At 70.9% G+C, this 18774-nt stretch carries 17 protein-coding genes and 1 pseudogene; 10 read left to right on the plus strand and 8 right to left on the minus strand.

The window, feature by feature from the left end; genetic code table 11:
• Positions 1 to 153: 153 nt before the first annotated feature.
• From H181DRAFT_RS27630 to H181DRAFT_RS27640, 3 genes are all read left to right on the plus strand, one after another.
• Complete coding sequence (locus tag H181DRAFT_RS27630) at positions 154 to 1071, plus strand: phage baseplate protein (RefSeq protein ID WP_199810849.1); 918 nt, start codon at positions 154 to 156, stop codon at positions 1069 to 1071.
• A gap of 225 nt (positions 1072 to 1296) precedes the next feature.
• Positions 1297 to 2079 (plus strand): exonuclease/endonuclease/phosphatase family protein, encoded by a 783-nt coding sequence (locus H181DRAFT_RS27635; RefSeq protein WP_139131769.1) that lies wholly within the window; start codon positions 1297 to 1299, stop codon positions 2077 to 2079.
• Between the two features lie 722 nt (positions 2080 to 2801).
• Entirely contained in the window at positions 2802 to 3356 is a 555-nt protein-coding gene (locus H181DRAFT_RS27640; protein WP_045867183.1) for a hypothetical protein, read from the plus strand.
• Positions 3357 to 3797: 441 nt separating this feature from the next.
• Here H181DRAFT_RS27640 and dacB read toward each other — a convergent pair whose 3' ends face one another.
• The 4 genes from dacB to H181DRAFT_RS27660 all read right to left on the minus strand — a co-directional run bounded on the left by dacB (position 3798) and on the right by H181DRAFT_RS27660 (position 7778).
• Positions 3798 to 5486, minus strand: coding sequence for a D-alanyl-D-alanine carboxypeptidase/D-alanyl-D-alanine endopeptidase (gene dacB, locus H181DRAFT_RS27645; RefSeq protein ID WP_078896022.1), 1689 nt, complete (start codon positions 5484 to 5486; stop codon positions 3798 to 3800).
• A gap of 151 nt (positions 5487 to 5637) precedes the next feature.
• Positions 5638 to 6594: a sulfite exporter TauE/SafE family protein gene (locus H181DRAFT_RS27650; protein WP_045867199.1), complete on the minus strand. Its 957-nt coding sequence runs from the start codon at positions 6592 to 6594 to the stop codon at positions 5638 to 5640.
• Positions 6595 to 6815: 221 nt separating this feature from the next.
• On the minus strand, positions 6816 to 7274 hold the full coding sequence (locus H181DRAFT_RS27655) for an RrF2 family transcriptional regulator (RefSeq protein ID WP_045867200.1): 459 nt from the start codon (positions 7272 to 7274) through the stop codon (positions 6816 to 6818).
• Positions 7275 to 7349: 75 nt separating this feature from the next.
• Complete coding sequence (locus H181DRAFT_RS27660; protein WP_052708789.1) at positions 7350 to 7778, minus strand: ATP-binding protein; 429 nt, start codon at positions 7776 to 7778, stop codon at positions 7350 to 7352.
• A gap of 238 nt (positions 7779 to 8016) precedes the next feature.
• On the opposite strand from H181DRAFT_RS27660, the gene H181DRAFT_RS27665 reads away from it, so the two are divergent.
• Genes H181DRAFT_RS27665 through H181DRAFT_RS27675 form a run of 3 tightly spaced genes read left to right on the plus strand, consistent with a single transcriptional unit; the run spans position 8017 to position 9236 of the window.
• Positions 8017 to 8931: a helix-turn-helix domain-containing protein gene (locus H181DRAFT_RS27665; protein ID WP_045867201.1), complete on the plus strand. Its 915-nt coding sequence runs from the start codon at positions 8017 to 8019 to the stop codon at positions 8929 to 8931.
• Entirely contained in the window at positions 8894 to 9019 is a 126-nt protein-coding gene (locus H181DRAFT_RS30105; RefSeq protein ID WP_074468081.1) for a DUF397 domain-containing protein, read from the plus strand. Before H181DRAFT_RS27665 ends, H181DRAFT_RS30105 begins: the two co-directional genes overlap by 38 nt.
• Positions 9012 to 9236, plus strand: coding sequence for a DUF397 domain-containing protein (locus tag H181DRAFT_RS27675; RefSeq protein WP_078896019.1), 225 nt, complete (start codon positions 9012 to 9014; stop codon positions 9234 to 9236). The genes H181DRAFT_RS30105 and H181DRAFT_RS27675 overlap by 8 nt, the downstream gene beginning before the upstream one ends.
• A gap of 16 nt (positions 9237 to 9252) precedes the next feature.
• Here H181DRAFT_RS27675 and H181DRAFT_RS27680 read toward each other — a convergent pair whose 3' ends face one another.
• Complete coding sequence (locus H181DRAFT_RS27680) at positions 9253 to 9825, minus strand: GNAT family N-acetyltransferase (protein ID WP_045867203.1); 573 nt, start codon at positions 9823 to 9825, stop codon at positions 9253 to 9255.
• Between the two features lie 114 nt (positions 9826 to 9939).
• A complete protein-coding gene (locus H181DRAFT_RS27685; protein ID WP_045867204.1) occupies positions 9940 to 10650 on the minus strand; it encodes a MerR family transcriptional regulator in 711 nt (236 codons plus the stop codon).
• A gap of 75 nt (positions 10651 to 10725) precedes the next feature.
• Here H181DRAFT_RS27685 and H181DRAFT_RS27690 point away from each other — a divergent pair, with 75 nt between their 5' ends.
• On the plus strand, positions 10726 to 11190 hold the full coding sequence (locus H181DRAFT_RS27690; protein WP_107068866.1) for a DUF6194 family protein: 465 nt from the start codon (positions 10726 to 10728) through the stop codon (positions 11188 to 11190).
• A gap of 61 nt (positions 11191 to 11251) precedes the next feature.
• On the opposite strand, the gene H181DRAFT_RS27695 is transcribed toward H181DRAFT_RS27690, so the two are convergent.
• The gene (locus H181DRAFT_RS27695) at positions 11252 to 12454 is read right to left on the minus strand and encodes a cysteine desulfurase-like protein (protein WP_045867186.1); all 1203 of its coding nucleotides are present in this window, start codon (positions 12452 to 12454) and stop codon (positions 11252 to 11254) included.
• A gap of 555 nt (positions 12455 to 13009) precedes the next feature.
• On the opposite strand from H181DRAFT_RS27695, the gene H181DRAFT_RS27700 reads away from it, so the two are divergent.
• Both H181DRAFT_RS27700 and pabB read left to right on the plus strand, forming a co-directional pair.
• On the plus strand, positions 13010 to 14290 hold the full coding sequence (locus H181DRAFT_RS27700; RefSeq protein WP_045867187.1) for an MFS transporter: 1281 nt from the start codon (positions 13010 to 13012) through the stop codon (positions 14288 to 14290).
• 311 nt (positions 14291 to 14601) lie between these two features.
• On the plus strand, positions 14602 to 16758 hold the full coding sequence (gene pabB, locus H181DRAFT_RS27705) for an aminodeoxychorismate synthase component I (RefSeq protein WP_045867188.1): 2157 nt from the start codon (positions 14602 to 14604) through the stop codon (positions 16756 to 16758).
• Positions 16759 to 16815: 57 nt separating this feature from the next.
• On the opposite strand, the pseudogene H181DRAFT_RS29080 reads toward pabB, so the two are convergent.
• Positions 16816 to 16914: pseudogene (locus H181DRAFT_RS29080) on the minus strand (IS5/IS1182 family transposase); the annotation flags it as partial.
• Between the two features lie 104 nt (positions 16915 to 17018).
• On the opposite strand from H181DRAFT_RS29080, the gene H181DRAFT_RS27715 reads away from it, so the two are divergent.
• Positions 17019 to 18299 carry a DUF2339 domain-containing protein gene (locus H181DRAFT_RS27715; RefSeq protein ID WP_139131771.1) on the plus strand — a complete coding sequence of 427 codons (1281 nt, stop codon included), beginning with the start codon at positions 17019 to 17021 and terminating at the stop codon, positions 18297 to 18299.
• Positions 18300 to 18774 lie beyond the last annotated feature (475 nt).

Genomic DNA, 18774 nt, shown 5'->3' on the forward strand with positions numbered 1-18774 from the left:
AGACATTCCCGCCGGATTCCGGCTCTCCCTTACGCGCTTGGTTGCCTTGGGTGATGATCGGGCGGGACAGCGTAACGACGAATGACGACACGGGGGTTGTCGATGTCCGGACACATCTCACGGCGCGGGCTGCTCGGAGCAGGAGGTGCGGCCTTGCTGTCCGCCGGGGCCATCGGGGCACTGGCGGCGGGAGAGGCCGCCGCCGCCGTACCCGCGTCGAAACGCTTCGACCTGTCGAAGCCCTCCTACGACGTCTTCCGCGGCACGCTGCTGCACGAGAAGCACCACGCGATGCAGGGCATGGCGTACGACACCACGAATCAACGACTGTTCATCTCCCAGGTCCGCGACGGCAGTTCGGGTGACGATCTGTGCATCAACAGGCTCGACGGGTCGGGGCGGGTCACCGGGCACATGCACATCGACAACGCCGGCCACGGCGTCTCCATCGGCGTGGAGCCGCGAGGCTCGGACTCCTACATCTGGGTCGAGTGCGACTCCTCCAGCAGCGACGACAGCGGCCGTGGCACGGCCCTGGCCCGCTTCAAGTTCGTCGACGGCGAGAAGCCGTCCGGGGTGAAGAAGTTCTTCAAGGGCAGCAAGACGATCACCTGCGCGACGGACCCCGTGAACGAGCGGATCCTGATACGCCGCAAGGAGGCGGGCAAGTTCACGCTGCGGCTGTACGACTTCTCCGGCATGGACGAAGAGAACGGCACGTTCGGCGACCCGCTGGCGAAGATCACGCAGCCCGAGCTCGGCGACGGCTCCGTGACGTTCCAGGGCTACACCGTCCTGGGCAGCTACCTGTACACGCTCGACGGTGACGGCCACGCCGACCCCGCCGACATCAACTCCTACGTCTCGTGCGTCGACTTGAACACCGGGAAGGTCGTCGACCGTTTCCTGACGAAGGCGGGGAAGTCGCTCGTCTACCGGGAGCCGGAGGGAATGGCGATCACCAGGACGTCCGGCGGTGAAATCCGCCTGAACATGGGGTTCGCGTCCCGCAGGAGCGTGGGTCACATCGACCGCTACGCGAACGTCTTCCACAAGAACGTGCTCATCTGACCTGGTGGCGGGGGCCCCGCCGGCCGGTGGGACCGCTCGCTGCCCGCGCCCTCACCGGGAATGTATCCGCTTTGTATGGCGGCCCTCTTGAATCGGTCCGACGTCGACGGCCTGCCGGTCACCCGCCCGCTGGGGCGCGTTGACCCGGGCCGCGACTGGAGGCCGCCGGTTCCGGCCACACGGTCCACCGTTCCGCCGCAACTTCAGACCTCGAGGAGCTTCTGCATGAGACCGCGTACGAGGGTGCTGCTCGGCGCCGTGGCCACCCTGACGGCATCGGGGATCACCTTCTCCACCATGTCCGCCGGGGCCGCGACGACGACCGGTTCGGAGGCCGCAGCGGCTCCGGCCGCCGGGACGGCCGCCGTCAAGATGGAGGTCGCCACCCACAACGTCTGGCGCGGCAGGGCCCAGTTCAAGGCGCTCGGCCACGTGATCGGCTGGCAGGAGATGGAGTCGGCGGCCGCCCGGAAGCGGCTGCGCGAGCAACTCCCCAAGTACAGCCACTTCCTGCCCAAGTCGGGACCGGCGAAGGCGGTGCCGATCTCCTGGCGGAAGGACGTGTTCAAGCCCCTCGACTCCGGCTCCGTCCTGACCCACAAGGGCGAGGCGAAGGTGACGCCGAACCGGTACGTCAACTGGGTGCTGCTGGAGCACCGGTCGAGCAAGCAGCAGTTCTTCATGGTCAACACGCACTTCATCTCCGGCGCCTGGAGCAAGCACCCGGAACGGCAGGGACGCTGGAAGAAGCACGCGGGCAAGCTCCGCGACGTCGTCAAGAACCTGCACGGCAGGAACACGGCGCTGCCGATATTCGTGGTCGGCGACTTCAACCGGCACCGCAAGGTGAGCCTGCCCGGCAACGTCGACTACATCCGGGTGAAGGGCGCCAAGGGCGTGCCGATCGACCAGTCGTACGCCAGCGGTTCGGTGACGAGCTCCAAGGTCGACCGCCTGAAGCGCTTCGGCTCCGACCACTCCGCGTACCGTTTCACCGCTTCGTTCTGAGGTTTTGTTTGCTGTCATCTGTCAGTCGTCAGCCGGTCTCTGATATCTGATCGCTGCCATCTGCTCTCTGACATCTGTTCTCTGCCATCGGGCCTACGGCCTTTGGTCTCCGACATCTGACATGTGGCATTCGGCCTCTTGCGGCGGGCCCGCGCTTCCCTTACGGGGTTGGCGCGGGCCCGCTGCCATGTGCTCGACGGCCGTCGTGCCGCGTACTCGGCCTACGCGGGAAGAGCTGACGGCGCACGCCCTCCACGCCGTGCTCGCGCGGACGCGAGTTGCTGCCGCCGCACCGTGCCCGCCCCGGTCCGAATCGCCGACCCACCCGCGTCCCCGTCCCCTTCCCTCGCCCCGTCCCTCGCGTCCCGTTCCCGTGGACAATGCCGCACAACTCGCCGAAGTACGCGGCGACTTCCCGCTCCCGGGACCGATTCGTCCTCTGGCGCATCGCCCCTGATGGTTCAATCCTGTGGAGGAGGCCATGGGCGGTACGACGCGGCATCTACGAGGCGGGAATGATGGAACTTCTACTGGCGATAGCCGTAGCGGGAGTTATCGCTGGTGTGGGTCTTCTGTACCGTCAGATGCGTGCCGATGAGCGCGAGTCGGCCGTGCGTCGCCTCAGCCCCAGGCGGAGCCGGGACCGCCGGCCCGCAGCCGCCCCGCCTCCCGGCGGCGAGGACGACTCCGCGTTACCCCCGCCACCCCGCAGACGCTCCCGCATGCTGTACAAGGGCCTCGCTGCGCCGGTCGCCGCCGTCGTCGTCTCCGTCGGGCGCTGGCTGAAGACGACGTGGCGCGAGCATCATCCCGCCCTGGTGGCGGGCGGGGCCGTCACGGCCGCCGCAGCAGTGGTCGCGCTCGCGTTGTTCGGCTTCGGCGGTAGCGACGGCGACGCGGCGCGACGGCCCTCGGGCAACGGTCGGACAGAGCTCCCCACGCCGCCGCTGACGCCCGGTTCCGGGCCCGAGAAGACGTCACCGTCCGATGGATCCTCCGAACCCTCCGGCCTGCCCGAAGGCGGCCCCGGCAGTTCACCGCCGCGCACCTCGGCGTCTCCGGGCGGAATGGACCCCGACGGCGGCTCCGGCCCCTCCGCGTCGAGCCCCGGCACTCCTCCGCCGACCACGCCGTCCAGCACTCCGACACCGAGTGGTTCGCCGACGGGGGAGCCGACCGCCACGCCTCCGCCCGGCCGTCACGGGTTGTGCCTGGGCCTCCACCTGCCGCCGATCCTCAAGATCGACCTCTGCCTCCTCGACGGCGTTGGCGTGTGATCCGGTGACCGGGGGACGCACGCAGATTGCATAGGCAAGGCCCCCTGCTGCCTCGGCATTCCGGCCCTCGCCGCGGTGGTCGACGGAAGACCGCGGGCGAGCGTCGAGCAGGCGATCGACGGCCGGGAGCCGGCATGGCACGATCACTGATGACACACGGGTCGTGAACAAGCCGCATCAGCTGAACCGGCAACGCTCAACGGGGACTTGTGGCGCGGGGCCACGACAGTCAGCTGCTGGAATCGGTGGCCGTGCGGCGGCATATGCGGGACGCGCTGCTGTTCGGGCCTCAGCGTGCGCGGCGTACGGCTGACGAGCGGCTGATGCGGCACCCGAAGGGCGCCTGACCTCCGCTCCGCCCCCGCAGGAGCGGGCTAGGCGGACAGCCGCCGGAGTGCGGGCGGTACGGCCCGCACCCCGGCGTGTCCGGCATGCCTCCGCTCAGCAGCGGACCGGCTTGCGCCAGGAGCACTCCAGGCCGCCCGAGCCGTCCGGGTCGGCGGCGTCCCGGCCGGACGGCTGCGTGGCCGCGCTCTTGGGCTTCTGGGACGTGCCGTCGCGCTTCCCGTCCGCCGCCTTCCCGCTCGCCCCGTCACCGGATTCGGCCAGCGCGACGACGATCTCGTCCTCGATGTCCTTCACGGACTCGGCGAGGTAGTTGTTGAGCACGATGCTGAACACGAGCCGGCGCCCGCCCGCGTCGTCGACGTAGCCGGAGAGTCCCGAAGCGCCCGTCAGCGAACCGGTCTTGGCGTGGGCGTTGAGCTCGGCAGGGGTGCCGCACATGCGCGTACGGAGGGTGCCGCCCTTCATCCTGCCGGGCGCGCAGGCGACGGGGAGGGCGTCGTGGAACTTCCCGAACCACGGCTTGTCGCGGACCGCTCGGAGCAGCGCACCGAACTCCGCCGCGGGCACGTTGTTCATGCGCGAGAGCCCTGAGCCGTCGACTTGGCGCAGAGTACCGGTGTCGACGCCTTCCTTCTTCAGGAAGCCCTGGACGGCCTTCAGCCCCTCCTCCCACGTGCCCTCGCCGCCCGCCTCGTAGCCCATGGTCTTGGTGAGGACTTCGGCGTGGTTGTTGTTGGACAGTTTCAGGAAGGGGACGTTCAGCTCGGACACCGGCATCGACTTGTGGCGGGCGACCCGCCGCGCCCCGTCCGGGGTGGCCTTGCCCGTCTCGGTCTTGCCCGCGACCCGGACGCCGTGGTCCTTCAGCGCACCTGCGAAGACGGACGCGGCGTAGCCGGTGGGCTCCCACACGCTCGTCCACGACTCCTCCGGGTCCGCCCCGGCGGGGATGCCGCCGCTGACGGTGAGGGTGTTGCCGCCGTGCTCGCGGTCCACGGACAGCGTGCTGTCGCCGTCTTCCGCGACCGTCTCCGCGGTGACCTCGACGTCGACGTAGTCGTTGCCGGGGACCATCTTGACCTTGGGCTTCTTCCCCGGTGCGGAGCCGGGGGCGACCTCCAGCCGGACCGAGCCGGTGTCGTAGTCGGTGTCCGGGGCGACGCTCAGCGCGGAGATCTGCGACGAGTAGTAGGCGGACTCGTCGTCCGCGGCCCAGGAGCGTCCCAGCCGCTGCGAGTCGAACCGCGTGTCGTCGGCGACGAGACGGCCGGTGACCTCCTTGATCCCGGACGCCGCCACGTCGGCCGCGAGCGCGTCGTAGTCCTCGGCGAGCAGCGTGGGGTCGCCGGTGCCGCGCAGGTACAGGTCCCCGTCGAGCCGGCCGCCGCTGCGGTCGCCGTGGGCGAGCACGTCCGTGCGGTAGCGGTAGCCGGGACCGAGGACGCCCAGCGCGGCGGCGGCGGTCAGCAGCTTCGTGTTCGACGCGGGCATCATCCTCTTGCCGGAGTGGCGCTCGTACAGGACGTCTCCGTCCGCCGCGTCGCTGACCACCACACTCGTACCGGCACCGGCCAGCCGCTCGTCGCTGAGGATCTTGTCGATCTTCTTGCTCAACTCGTTGCCGGCCGTGGGTGATTCGGCTCCGGCGGCTCCGCCGGTGCCGAGCACCAGGACGAAGCCGACGGCGGCGGCAGCGGCCTTCTTGCCCAGCCGTTGCCGGGGAGCGGGCGCCGTCCGGGAGCGGGAGGCGAGCGGGCCGCCGGGAAGTGTGAGTCTCTTCATGGCCCGGCAGCCTGCCAGCCCCGGACCGACTTCGCGACGGGTCGGGCGCATTCGCGCCGTCCGGAACCGCGCGTGGGCTCCGCCCCGCAGGCCGTGGCACCGACGGCCTGCGGGGCGGAGCCCACGTCTGTGAAGTCCCGGAAGCTGCGCGTCAGTTGGACGCCGCGGGCTCCTCTTCCCTCTCCGCGGCAGCGGACCTGGCCTCCGCTGCCTCCGCCTGCCGCACCAGTGCGCGTTCCTCGGCGGCGTTGCGGCGGTACTCTCGCACCGAGTACGCCAGGGCCCCGGCCCAGGCCAGGTAGAGCAGCACGTACACGACGGTGCTGACGGCGCCGCTCGCGCCGAGCCAGTCGCTGTTCAGCAGCGTGCGGGCGTTGGTGACGACGATGATGCCGCCGACGGCGGAGCCCAGCACGCGGGGCGGGATGTGCCGTACGAGCCAGGCGGCCAGCGGTGCGGCGATCACGCCGCCGATGAGCAGTCCCGCCACCCACGTCAGCTCGATCCCCTCGTGGCCGAGGCCGGCCAGGAAGCCGACGCTGGCGGCGACGCTGACGAGGAACTCGCTGGTGTCGATGGAGCCGATGACCTTGCGGGGCTCCATCCGGCCGCTGGCGAGGATCGCGGGGGTGCCCACCGGCCCCCAGCCGCCTCCGCCCGTGGCATCGACGAATCCGGCGACGAGGCCGAGCGGCGAGAGGAACCGTTTGCGCAGGGGCTTGCCCAGGTTGCTGGACGAGAGGCCGACGAAGGTGAAGCGGGTCAGGACGTAGACGCCCAGCGCCAGCAGGATCAGGGACATCGCCGGCTCGGCGATCTCGGTCGAGAGGCTGGAGAGGAAGGTGGCGCCTGCGAAGGCCCCGACGGCGCCCGGGACGCCGATCTTCAGCACGACCCTCCAGTCGACGTTGCCGAAGCGCCAGTGGGAGGCGCCGGAGGCGAGGGTCGTGCCGATCTCGGCGAGGTGGACGGTCGCGGAGGCCGCTGCCGGATTGGTGCCGGCGGCCAGCAGGAGCGTGGTCGAGGTGACCCCGTAGGCCATGCCCAGGCTGCCGTCGACGAGTTGGGCCCCCAGGCCCACCAACGCCAGCACGATGAGAGTGCGCATGCTGCCCCGATCCATTCCCTAGTTTTCCTACCGTATTGGTAGAGAAACCATGCGGGGCACCGGAGCGGGCATGCAATGCCGTCTCGTTGAGTGGACATGATCAGGTGCGCCTTCGCCCGCTTATGTCAGACATCCACCGACATAAGCGGGCGGTTTCGTCTCAGAATGCGGTCAGAGGCAGGCGGCGGTACGGCGGAGGTCGCGGGAAGGTGGACGGTGTCTCACGGATTGGTCCACGCTTCGGGCGCTTCCGCCAGTTCCCGGACGCGTGCCGGAAGGGAGCCGGCGGCGACGTCGGCCAGCGACACCTCCCCGAGGATCGCCCGCACGTTCGCCCGTACGGCGATCCACAGCGGCAGCAGCGACTCCGCCGGCCCGGTGTACGACAGGGCGGGCGGCCGTTCGCCGCGCACCGAGACCAGCGGCCCCTCCACGACGCGGATGACGTCGGCGATGGTGATCTCCTCGGCCGGAGCGGCGAGCCGGTAGCCGCCCTGCCCGCCGCGCTGGCTGACGACGAGCCCGCCGCGCCGCATGTCGGCCAGGATGCTCTCCAGGAACTTCTGCGGGATCTCCTGCGCCGTGGCCAGGGCCTCCGCCTTCACGGGGCACCTCTCCGCCGCAGCCGCCAGCTCCAGTGCGGCTCGCACCGCGTAGTCCGCTCTCGCCGAAATCCGCATGGCGGCATTGTCCAGCATCGTTGCGGGCGGCCGCCCGTCGCCGGATCCCCGGCCGGGCCTCGTCCGTGACCGGCGTCACCCGAGGCCGGGCGGAGCCTCTTGCCCGCGCGGGCGCGGGACTTCCCGGACGACCTCCGCCCACACCGTCTTGCCCACCGGATGGCGGGCCCGCGTTCCCCAGCGCGTCGCCAGCGTCTCGACCAGCAGCAGCCCGCGCCCCGACTCGTCGTCGCACGACGGCGCGGCGGGCCGGACGGGCAGCCGCAGGGCGTCGGCGTCCGAGACCTCGACGCGGACCGTCCCCTCCGCGAGATGGGCCAGGCGCAGCAGGAAGTCCCGGCCGGGCACGCGGCCGTGACTCACCGCGTTGGCGGCGAGCTCGCCCACCAGGAGCGCCACCGAGCAGGACAGTTCCGAATCACCCTCGTGACCCCACTCCGCCAGGCGTTTCACGGCGAGTTGCCGGGCCAGGCGGGCGCCACGCGGCGAGGAGGGGAACTGCATGGAGAACGTGGCCAGTCGGGGGCAGGACGACGATTCGCCGCCCTGCGCGGTGGTGGGTTCGAGCACTCTGCCGCCATTCCGGTCGTTCCGTTTTTCCGCCCGACCCGTGCCGGGTCGTGACATTCCGTGCCCAAGCTTTGCCGGGCAGCCCTATGCTCGAAAGCCCCCGAAGGCTTACAACTCTGGCCGTAAGGACGGAAGTCAGGCTGTGGCCAACGAAATCGACCCCGCCTCGTCGGTGGCGGCGCTCTTCGGCTCACGGGTGCGCAGGCTGCGCACCGCCGCGGGCATGACGCAGGCGGACCTCGGCCGCCGGACACACGTGGTGAGCACCCGCATCACCCAGATCGAGCGGGCCTCAGGCGCGAAACCCACCCTGGAGCTCGCCCGCGCACTGGACCACGCCCTCAGCGCGGACGGGCTGCTGGTCGACCTGTGGCCGTACGTCTACCGCGAGACGTTCCCCGACTGGTCGCGCGCGTTCATGGCGTACTCGGCCCGGGCGGTGGAGATCCGGCAGTACGCCGCCCACGTGGTGCCGGGTCTGTTGCAGACGGAGGGTTACGCACGTGCTTTGCTGAGCGTCGGGCGGTCGCTGCGCGACAGCGTGCACCTCGAAGAGCGCCTGCACGCCAGAATGGCGCGGCAGGAGCGGTTGAAGTCGCCGCAACGTCCTGCCCTTTGGGTTGTTCTCGACGAGGCCGTGCTGCTGCGCCCCATCGGCGGGCGCATGGTCATGCGTGAGCAGTTGGGCTTCCTGGTGGCCGCGGCGGAGAGTGCCTCGGTGACGGTCCAGGTCCTTCCGTTCGACCAAGGAGCTCACGACTCCTTGGGAGGGTCGATGACGGTTCTGACCCTTCCCGGCGGTGAGGAAGTGGCGTATCTGGAAGGGGCCGACTACGGCCGGCTCATCGAGGAGCCGGCGGACGTCGAACGCCATTCAGCCGTCTATTCGAGGCTCCGGGCAGTAGCCTTGCCGCCGAACATGTCGCTCGACATGGTCCGCAGCGCGATGGAGGGCAGCCACCGTGGAGTCAGTGTTCCGTCCCGAGCCGAGCGGCGTCGTCTGGCGCAGCAGCAGCTACAGCAACCAGGAGGGCGGCGACTGCGTCGAGGTGGCGGACGGCTTTCCGGGGGTGGTGCCGGTGCGTGACAGTAAGGTGCCCGGCGGGCCGGTGGTGTTGGTGTCGGCCGCGTCGTGGTCGGCGTTCGTCGGCGGGCTGAAGGACGGCTGTGAGTAGCGGTAGTGCTGTGACCAACCACGAGGTATTGCAGGGAAATTGGCGCGCCGCCCCGTGGCGCAGCAGCAGCTACAGCAACCAGGAGGGCGGCGACTGCGTCGAGGTGGCGGACGGCTTTCCGGGGGTGGTGCCGGTGCGTGACAGCAAGGTGCCCGGCGGGCCGGTGGTGTTGGTCTCCGCCGCGTCCTGGTCGGCGTTCGTCGGCGGGCTGAAGTGAGCTGAAGCCGAGCCGTTCAGCGGGCCGAAGTCGGCATGGCTGACGGCTGCCACTCCCGCCGGATCAACCCGAACACCCACGTGTCGGACACCTCGCCGTTCACGATGCACTCTTCCCGCAACGTCCCTTCACGCATGAATCCGATCTTCTCCAGCACCCGGGCGGATGCCGCGTTGCGCGTATCCGCCTCGGCCTGGACCCGGTTCAGGTTCAGCGTGTCGAACCCCCAACGCAGCAAGGAGTGCGCGGCCTCCGTCGCGTATCCGTGACCCCACGCGGCCTCGTCGAAGCAGTAGCCGAGTGACGCGCTGCGGTAGTCCGGGTTCCATCCGGTCAGAGTGGACCAGCCGATGAAGGCCCCGTCAGAAGCACGGTCGATGGCCACCCGCACCCCGGTACCTTCGCCCGGCATTTTCCGACACGTCGCCAGGAAGCGCTCGGAGCGGGTCCGTTCCTGCCAGGGCGGTGAGTCCCAGTAGCGCATCACGCGGGTGTTGCTGTGCAGCGCGAAGAGGGCGTCCGCATCGGTGTCGGTGAAGGGGCGCAGCTGCAGGCGAGCGGTGTGCAGTACGGGCGTGGTCAGAGTCATGCGCCCCATACTGTGCCCTCGTGAAAGGGGTGAACCACCGGATATCCCGGAGTCGCCCCGGCTTCACGCCGACCTGTCGTCCGGCGGAGGTCCGGCGGGACGTCCGGCGAAGTGTCAGTCCTCGTCGGCCGGTTCGATGATGTCCGCGAGCAGAGTGCCCGCGCGCAGCAGGGCGAGGGTGCGTGCGGCGATGTCTTCCAGCCGCGTGTCCAGTGCCGCGAGCGAGTGGCTCACGTCGCTGAGTTCGCGGACCGCGGTGACCGCTGTGCGTACGTCCGGGACGCGGTAGCCGCCGGCGCGGAGAGCTGCCGTGATGCGTGCCTCGCGGATGGCGGGGAGGGGGTAGCGCCGTGCTGTCCCGGCACGGGTGGTGATCCGGTCGGGTGCCACCAGCCCGGCCTTCTCCCAGAAGCGGAGCGTGGAGGCTTTCACGCCCAGCGCCTGCGACAGCTCGCTGATGGTCATGGAGTCGGCCGTGCCGGGCTCGGCGTCGGTGGCCGCCTCTTCCCGGACGGCCTCCAGGGCGTGCCGGGCGGCGAGTGCCTGCTCCCGCTCGTCGTGGAGCCGCACGTGCAACGCGCCGACCGCCGCCGCGCCCTGTTCCGGCGGGTGGCGGTGCAGTCGCCGCATGGTGGACCGGGCTTCAACTGGCCCTACGGCGTAGGCGAGTTCGCGGTAGGCGCGGAGCGCCCGGAGGTGGACTGCGGAGAACTGCCGGTATCCGTTGGGCGCCCTCCCCGCCGCGGGCAGTACGCCCACTGCCTCCAGATCGCGGACCTGCTGCACGGAGTAACCCGACGCCGCCGCCACCGCCGCGGTGGTCAGGTGAGCCCCGCCGTCTGCCGTCTGCGCCACGCGAACCCTCCATAAGCACTTCAACCACACGCTTGAACCATGACTCTGCACGAACTCCTGGACACGATCCGAGCATTCGACGGGGTACTCGAACTCGCGCCGCGCGAGGGGAGTGCCCTCCCCGAGATCTCCTGGGGCGACCACTTCTTCTACTACGCCCCGGACGGGCAGGTGCCGCAACGCGAACAGCCCTACGCCACCGTCGTCACGAAGAACTACCCGGGCGACACCTCGTGCGACCTCGACGCCCCCGGCCGCTGGCGGCTGAACATCCACGTGGGACGCGACGCGTTCGCCGAACTCCTCGGAGAGGACCCCCGGTCGGAAGGGGCGGCGAGGGACTACACGGTCAGGGACACCCTCCTCCCGCATCCCGTGTACCGGGCGCATGGCTGGGTGGCGGTCAACAACCCCGGCGAGCGCACCCGTGACGCGGTCGTGCGCCTCCTGCGCGAGGCGCACGGGAACGCCGTACGCAGGGCACGACGGCGCCGGAACACCGATGCGTGACACGTGAGTTCGCGCGTGGCGGCGCCCGGCGACCGGCCGTCGAGGCGCGGAGACGACCCGCTCAGCGGAGGAAGCCGCCCAGGCCGTCCAGCAGCCGGTCGACGTCCGAGGTGTCGTTGTACGGGGCGAGGCCGATGCGCAGGCCGCCGGCGTCGCCGAGGCCGAGCCGGCGGGAGGCCTCGACGGCGTAGAACGAGCCGGAGGGCGCGTTGACGCCCCGCTCCGCGAGATGCCGGTGGGCGTCGCGGGTGTCGTGGCCGTCGAGGGTGATCAGCACCGTGGGGGTGCGCGAGGCCGCCCGCGAGTACGAGGTGACGGCGGGGAACCCGGCGAGTCCCTCCTCGACGCGGTGCAGCAGGCCGTCCTCGTGCTCGTCGAGCGCGGCGAAGGACGCGGCGAGACGCTCCCTGCGGCCCCCGCCGGCCGGCCCGTCCAGCCCGGCGAGGAAGTCGACGGCTGCGCGGGCGCCGGCCAGCAACTCGTAGGGCAGGGTGCCGTATTCGAAGCGTTCCGGCACGTCGTCGGTCGAGGCCAGCAGCTTGTCGGGGGCGAGCGTCTCCAGGAGGGCGGGGCGGGCCGCGAGGACGCCCATGTGGGGGCCGAGGAACTTGTAGGGGGAGCAGACGAAGAAGTCCGCTCCCAGCTCCTCCACGTCGATGAGGCTGTGCGCGGTCAGGTGCACGCCGTCCACGTACAGCAGCGCGCCCGCCTCATGGACGAGGCGGGCGATCTCCGGGAGCGGCGGCCTGGTCCCGATCAGGTTCGACGCGCCGGTGACGGCGACGAGCCGGGTGCGCGGGGAGAGCACCGCCCGGATGTCCCCGGCGCTCAACTCGCCGGTGCCGGGGTCGAATCCGGCCCACCGGACCTCGGCGCCGGCCTGGGTGGCCGCCTGCGTCCAGGGGCGGACGTTGGAGTCGTGGTCCAGGCTCGTGACCACGACCTCGTCGCCGGGCGACCAGGTCTTGGCGAGGGTGCGGGAGAAGTCGTAGGCGAGCTGGGTGGCGCTGCGGCCCAGCACGATCCCGGACGGTTCCGCGCCGAGCAGATCGGCCAGCGCGCGCCGCGCCTCGTGGACGAGGTCGTCGGCGTTGCGCTCCGCAGCGGTCACCCGGCCCCGGTTGGAGAGCGGAGCGGCGAGGGCCTCCGCCATCGCGTCGATGACGGGGCGCGGCGTCTGGCTGCCGCCGGGGCCGTCGAAGAAGGCCGTGCCGGTGGCGAGTGCGGGGAATTGCGCGCGGACGGCGCCGATGTCGTACGTCATGCGGACTCCGGGCGGCAGAGGGGGCGTTCGTGCACAGGCGGCCCGCGCCGGTGCGGGACGGGCCTTCCGGATCAAGGATCGGCTGCGGCGGCGGGTTTGACCAGAGCGGGCGGATCTTCCCTTCGCAGCCCCGGGACCGAGGACGTACGGCACCCGCTCCTGCCGGGTACGGCCGCCGGCGCGTACCGCCGGAAAACCGGGGGCGGTCGCCTGCGCACTGCAATATGCTCCCCGTTCCGCCCTGAGGTGGCGGAAGGGGGAAGGACCGCAGCGCGACGGCGGCCGTCCTGCGGAACTGCGTACCGGCCGTCCCGGCCTGCCGAGCGGTGCGACGTGAGCCTCCGGGGGCGTGCTCGGGGGATTCGCGCTGTGCGGGGCGTGGGGAAGCCGGATCAACAGGGGGAGTCGGATGTCGGGCGGACCGCGTCGCGCTGCCGTCATGGGCGATGATCTCGACGTCGCGGGGCCGGCCCCCGCGGGCAGGGACGTCCGCCGCGGGTGGAAGCGCATCCTCCGGGGAGGCGGCGCCGGACGGCGGCCCGAGACGGTCGCCCGATGACGGCCGGCGCACCCGCCCGGGAGGAGGCGCAGGAGCAGGCGAAGCTGGGCCCGGCCGTGCGTCCGCTCGCCGTCTCGTACGTCGTCAGCTACATGGGCGACGGCATCTTCTACGTCGTCGCAGCCCTCTACTTCACACGCGTCGTGGGCCTGGACCCCATCCACTACGGTGCCGCGCTCACCGCGTCCTGGATGGTCGCGATGGCCCTCGGCGTGCCCGTCGGCCACCTCGCCGACCGCTTCGAGCCGCGTACGGTCACGGTCGCCATGCTGTGCACGTCCGGGCTGGCGCTGGGCGCCTATCTGCTCCGGCCCAGCCTGATCGTCTTCTGCGTCGTCGCGTGCTTCCTCGCCACCGCCACGGAAGGGGCGAACTCGGCGCGCTCCGCGATGATCGCGCGGGTCTTCCCCGCCGGCCAGGTGACCAGGGTCCGGGCGGTGCTGGTCTCCTGCTCCAACGGGGGGCTCGCCGTGGGCGCCGCGATCGGTGCCGGGGTCCTCGCCGCGGACAACGCGCCCGCGTACATGGCGGCGTTCGCCCTCGACGGGCTCTCCTTCTTCGCCGCCGGTCTCCTGCTGCTGCGCGTGCCGCGCCCGGGACGCGCCGCGCCCGGCGAGGGGGCGGGGGAGGAGGGCGCCGGGGAGCGCGGCGGCAACTCGCCGTTCGGGGTCTTCCGCGACCGCGGCTACGTCACGGTCGGCGCCCTGAACGTGCTCCTCGTGCTGCACGTGCCGCTCATCGACGTGGCGCTGCCGCTGTGGGTGGTACGGGAGACCGAGGCTCCGGCCTGGACGATCGGGGCGGTCTTCGTCGTCAACACCGTGCTGGTCGTGTTCTTCCAGTACCGCGTGGCCAAGGGCGTCAGGAGCATCGACGACGGACTGCGCGCACTGCGCTGGTCCGGGCTGCTGCTCTTCGCGGGCATGGCCCTCTACGCCGTTTCCGGGATGCCCCGCTCGCCGCTCGGGGCCGCGGTCGCGCTGCTCGCCGCCGTCGTCGTGCTCACGTTCGGCGAGATGCAGCAGACGGCGAGCATGACGGAGATCAGCTTCCGGCTGGTCCCGGACCGGAAGTACGGGCAGTACCAGGGCTTCTTCGGCATGGGTTCGACGCTGTCGGAGGCCATCGCCCCCCTCGCCCTGACCTGGCTGGTGCTCTACCAGGGCACGCTCGGCTGGCTCGTGCTCGGCGGCGTCATCCTCGCGGCGAGCCTCGCCATGCGGGCCGGGGTCGCTCTGGCCCGGCGGGACCCGCGCGTCCGCGAGAACGCCAGATGAGCGCCTGGTGAGCGGCTGCTGAGCCGCGCCCGTCGTGGACGGGCGCGGCTTCCCTATCATTGAGTCCGACGCCCGAACCGCCGGGGACACGACCCCGAGCTGGACCGTCCGGCGACGGGACGGGACGGAAGACTCGACATGCGCGCCCGCACTCAGGGCCGCCCCTCGGCTCGGGAGCACGCCCGGGAGCACCCACGGGGGCGGGCCTCCGCCGGAGAACGGAACCCCCGGGGACCTCGGAGCGCATCGTCGCCGGGACGTCCGCAGGAGGGCCACATGATCTCGCGCATCGCAGCGGCGGGGGACAGACCGTGAACGTCGTCCTGATCGACAACTACGACTCGTTCACCAACAACATCGCCCAGTACCTGTACGAGGTCAGCGGCGAGTCGCCCGTGATCGTGCCCAACTCGACCCCTTACACGTACCTGCCGCTCCGGTCGGCCGACGCCGTCGTGCTCTCGCCCGGGCCCGGGCGCCCCTCCGAGGAGGCGGACTTCGGCGTCTGCGCGGAGGTCATCGCCCGCTGCGGCCTGCCCGTCCTCGGGATCTGTCTCGGCCACCAGGGCATCGCCGAGTTCTTCGGCGGCACCACGGCACACGCCCCCGAACCCGTGCACGGCATCGTCGACACCGTCACGCACACGGGCACGGGACTCTTCGAGGGGCTGCCCCAGGACCTGCCCGTGGTCCGGTACCACTCCCTCGTCAGCACCGGCCTCCCCGACGAGCTGGAGGCCGTCGCCTGGAACGCGGACGGACTGGTGATGGGCCTCGCCCACCGTGAACTGCCGGTGTGGGGCGTGCAGTTCCACCCGGAGTCGATCGAGACGCAGGGCGGGCACCGCCTGCTGTCCAATTTCCTGCGCATGGCCTCCCGCCGCGGCGGGGGCGGCACGGCGTCACGTCGCGCCCCCGCCGTCCGCGCCTTCGAGGAGGCGGGCGGCGAGACCCGGCTCACCCTGCGGGCGGTTCCGCTGCCGGACGCCGGCAGCCCCGAGGAGGAGTTCGCACGCCGCTACGCCGGCGACCCCCGCGCCTTCTGGCTCGACTCGGAGAACAGCGAACACCCCGAAGCACGGCTCTCGGCCATGGGAGGGGGCAGCTGCGCGGGCGCCGTCTCGTTCAGTTACGACCTCCCCTCGCGCACCCTCACGCTCGAAGGGCCCTCGGGCCGGGCGGCCGTCGAAGGCGACGTCTTCGAAATGCTGGAACAGGTCACGTCCGCGGTGCGGGTGGAGCTGGAGATGCCGGACGGACGCGAGTGGCCCTGGCCGTTCAAGGGCGGCCTGGTCGGCTACTTCGGATACGAACTGCAGGCGCTGACGGGCGGCTCGGAACGGTTCCGGGCCACGACGCCGGACGCCTGGTTCCTGCACACGCGCGAGTTCCTCCTCTTCGACCACCGGGAAGGCCGCGCCTACCTGTGCGGAGCCTCCCCGCCCGGCGAGACCCCGCACCAGGGGGACGGCCCGGACGCGACGGACGGGGGGAGCCGTACGACCACCCGCGGCAGCGGCGACGGCAGCGGCGACGTCGCGCGGGACGGCCACAGCGACGGCGTGCGGGACGGGCGGTCCCGAGCCGCCGACGTCGCCTTCCGTCCCGGCCCGGTGCACGAGTCGCGTCTCGACCTGCGCGACGACGAGGCGAGCTACCTGGACAAGGTCAAGCGCGCGCAGGAACTCATACGCGACGGCGAGAGCTACGAGATCTGCCTGACCAACCGCGCGGCCGGCCTCCCCGTCGCCTCCGGGCAGAAGGCATACGCCCGGATGCGGCGCATCAGCCCCGTCCCGTACGGGGCGTACCTGCGCTTCGGCGGCACCGAGATACTCAGCTCCTCGCCCGAGACGTTCCTGCGCGCCGGTGCCGACGGCGTCGTCGAATCGCGGCCCATCAAGGGGACCCGGCCCCGGGGCGCCACGCCGTCCCAGGACGAGGCGCTGCGGCGGGAGCTGACGCAGTCCGTGAAGGACCGGGCGGAGAACCTCATGATCGTCGACCTCGTCCGCCACGACCTGAACGCCGTCTGCGAGCCCGGCAGCGTCCACGTGCCGGAAGCGTTCGCGATCGAGAGCTACACGTCCGTCCACCAGATGGTCTCCACCGTGCGCGGCAGGCTGCGCCCCGGCAGCTCCGCGCTCTCCGCCGTACGCGCCTGCTTCCCCGGCGGGTCGATGACCGGCGCGCCGAAGAAGCGGACCATGGAGATCATCGGCGATCTGGAGGGCGAGGCCCGCGGCATCTACTCGGGGGCGCTGGGCTGGCTCGGCTTCGACGGCTCACTGGACCTGAACATCGTCATCAGGACCGTGGTCGTGGAGGACGGAACCGCATCCTTCGGCGTCGGCGGGGCCATTACCAGCCGCTCCTCCCCGGAGGAGGAGTTCGAGGAGGTGCTCGTCAAGGCGAGCGTGCCCTACGGCGCGCTGCGGGACGCCGCGAAGCGGCAGCCCGGGCCGTGACGAACGGGGCCCGCGGGTGTGGGAGTTCGCGGGCTGTGCGGAAGGACGGCTGAGGCGTCATTTCATCTGGAGTCGTCGGTGGCAGGTGAGGGTTGAGGCTGTGGCGGTGAAGGTGAGGAAGCGCTCGGGCTTACGTTCGTCCCGGTAGTGCAGACGTTCAATGACCCGGTCAACTCCCGTGCCTTAGCGTTGTGTTGGTAGTGCAGCGAGGTGTGAGAGGGGCCCCGGTGGAGAGCGGCGGACCGAAGCCGGACCAGAGCGTGAGCGCGCTGGTGCAGATCGACGGAGGCAGCGAGCAGCGGGAGCGGGCTGCGCGCACGTTCGACGCGCTGGAGTGGCCTCACCGGGAACCGGCCCCTGCGGACACGCCGCCCGTTGCTGAGGACGGGTCTTGCTTCCGCTGGGTGGCGATACCGGTTGCCGGCGCACGCCGCCGTGCCGGGCACGAAGCGAACTGGCTGCTTCAGGAGGTGGTCAAGCGTGAGCAGCTGCCGTTGACCGGCCGCGTTTTCCGCGACCCGCCTCGGCGTGCGAGACGCCGTGAGCGGATGTGGCAGGCGTTTCTGAGTCCTCATACCCATGGCCCGCGCGCCAGCCTCCATCGCCTCGGCGTGCTCACGGGACGGTTCGACGTCGGAGAGAGCATCTACGGTGACCGCGATACCGCGCTCGCCCTTGCTCGCCACGCTGTACCCGCCGACCAGCAGGTCCGCATCGGGGTGCGCCGCAGCGACCGGGTCGGCCTTCCCCTGTTGTTCATGCTGGGCACGGCTGCCTGCATCGCCCTGGCCTTCACGATTGCCGACAGACAGGTCTTATGGCAGTGGCAGGATGTGCTCGTGGCCGTTGCATTCGTCGTCTACTACAGCACCGGCCTCACCCTCTTCGCCCGCCGCCAACGATGGGGCACCCTGAGCGTGACCGTGCTGCCCCTGCTCATCGCCGTGCTCACACTGACGCTGCCCGGCCTGGGCCACCTGACCGTGGATGAATTCGCCCAAGGTCTGGGCGTGGCCCCCGATGACTTCCCCATCCCTGCGCCGGGACAGCTCGACGCCTACCTCCAAGTCGGATTACCCCCGCTGTTCAGCGCGCTGTTCTTCATCGCCGCCTGGGGCCTTCTGCGGCACTTCCACCTGGTGCGCCGCGGCAGCGTACCTGCGCTGACCGCAGTCCTCGTCCTGGCCACGCTCACGATGGCATGGTCGGTGCGTAGCTCGATCAGCCATGCCGCTGAGTCTGCCTCGCTCGTTCGCTCTGCCAACCCCGATGTCCTTCCGGAAAGAACGAGGTTCTTCGGTCTTCACGCACGCTGGTACTGCGTCGAACCGACGGTGCCGGCGGACGAGTTGTCCACTCACGGCGATCGGCTCAACCCTCGTCAGGCGTACATGTCCTACAACCCCGACGCCGACCGTCTGACGCTCCTTTCCTCCCGCGGGGATGGTTCGGTATCCGTCAAGAGTGACCAGGTCCGGCTGGTGAAGTTCCATCTCCGCACGGAGGGTGACTTCCGCTGCCCCGGCCCCGCGGGCCACTGAGCAGGCGCACACTCCGCGCAACGGCGACCACTGACGTCTGGCGGCCCACCGGTTCACCGAGTGGTCCGAGGCGCGGGTGTGGGCCAATCTGCACCGTCTGGTCACCTCTCATCTGCCACCGACGACTCCAAATGAAATGACGGCTAGGGCGTGTCTCAAAGTAGCGTCGTCCGGCCGTAGGCCGGGGGACGCGGCGTCTGGTGCGTGCGATCGCAAGGCGGAGGGTGGGGGCACCTCCCAGGCCGCGAGGCCGAGGGGGAGAGAGCGCAGCGGGCTGCGCCGACGACCGACAACGCAGCCAGCGTGCGTGCCAGGCACCGCGGCCCAGACGGGACTTTGAGACACGCCCTAGGTGTTCTGTCCATGGAGGTTGGTGACGGTGATCACCGGTAGGTGATCTTGAAATGGGTGAGGGCCTTCTGGCCTGGTGTGTAGCGACGAAACCGCACACCTGGCGACCAGGAAGGCCCTCATG

Source organism: Streptomyces sp. WMMB 714 (assembly GCF_900090125.1).
GTDB lineage: Bacteria > Actinomycetota > Actinomycetes > Streptomycetales > Streptomycetaceae > Streptomyces > Streptomyces daqingensis.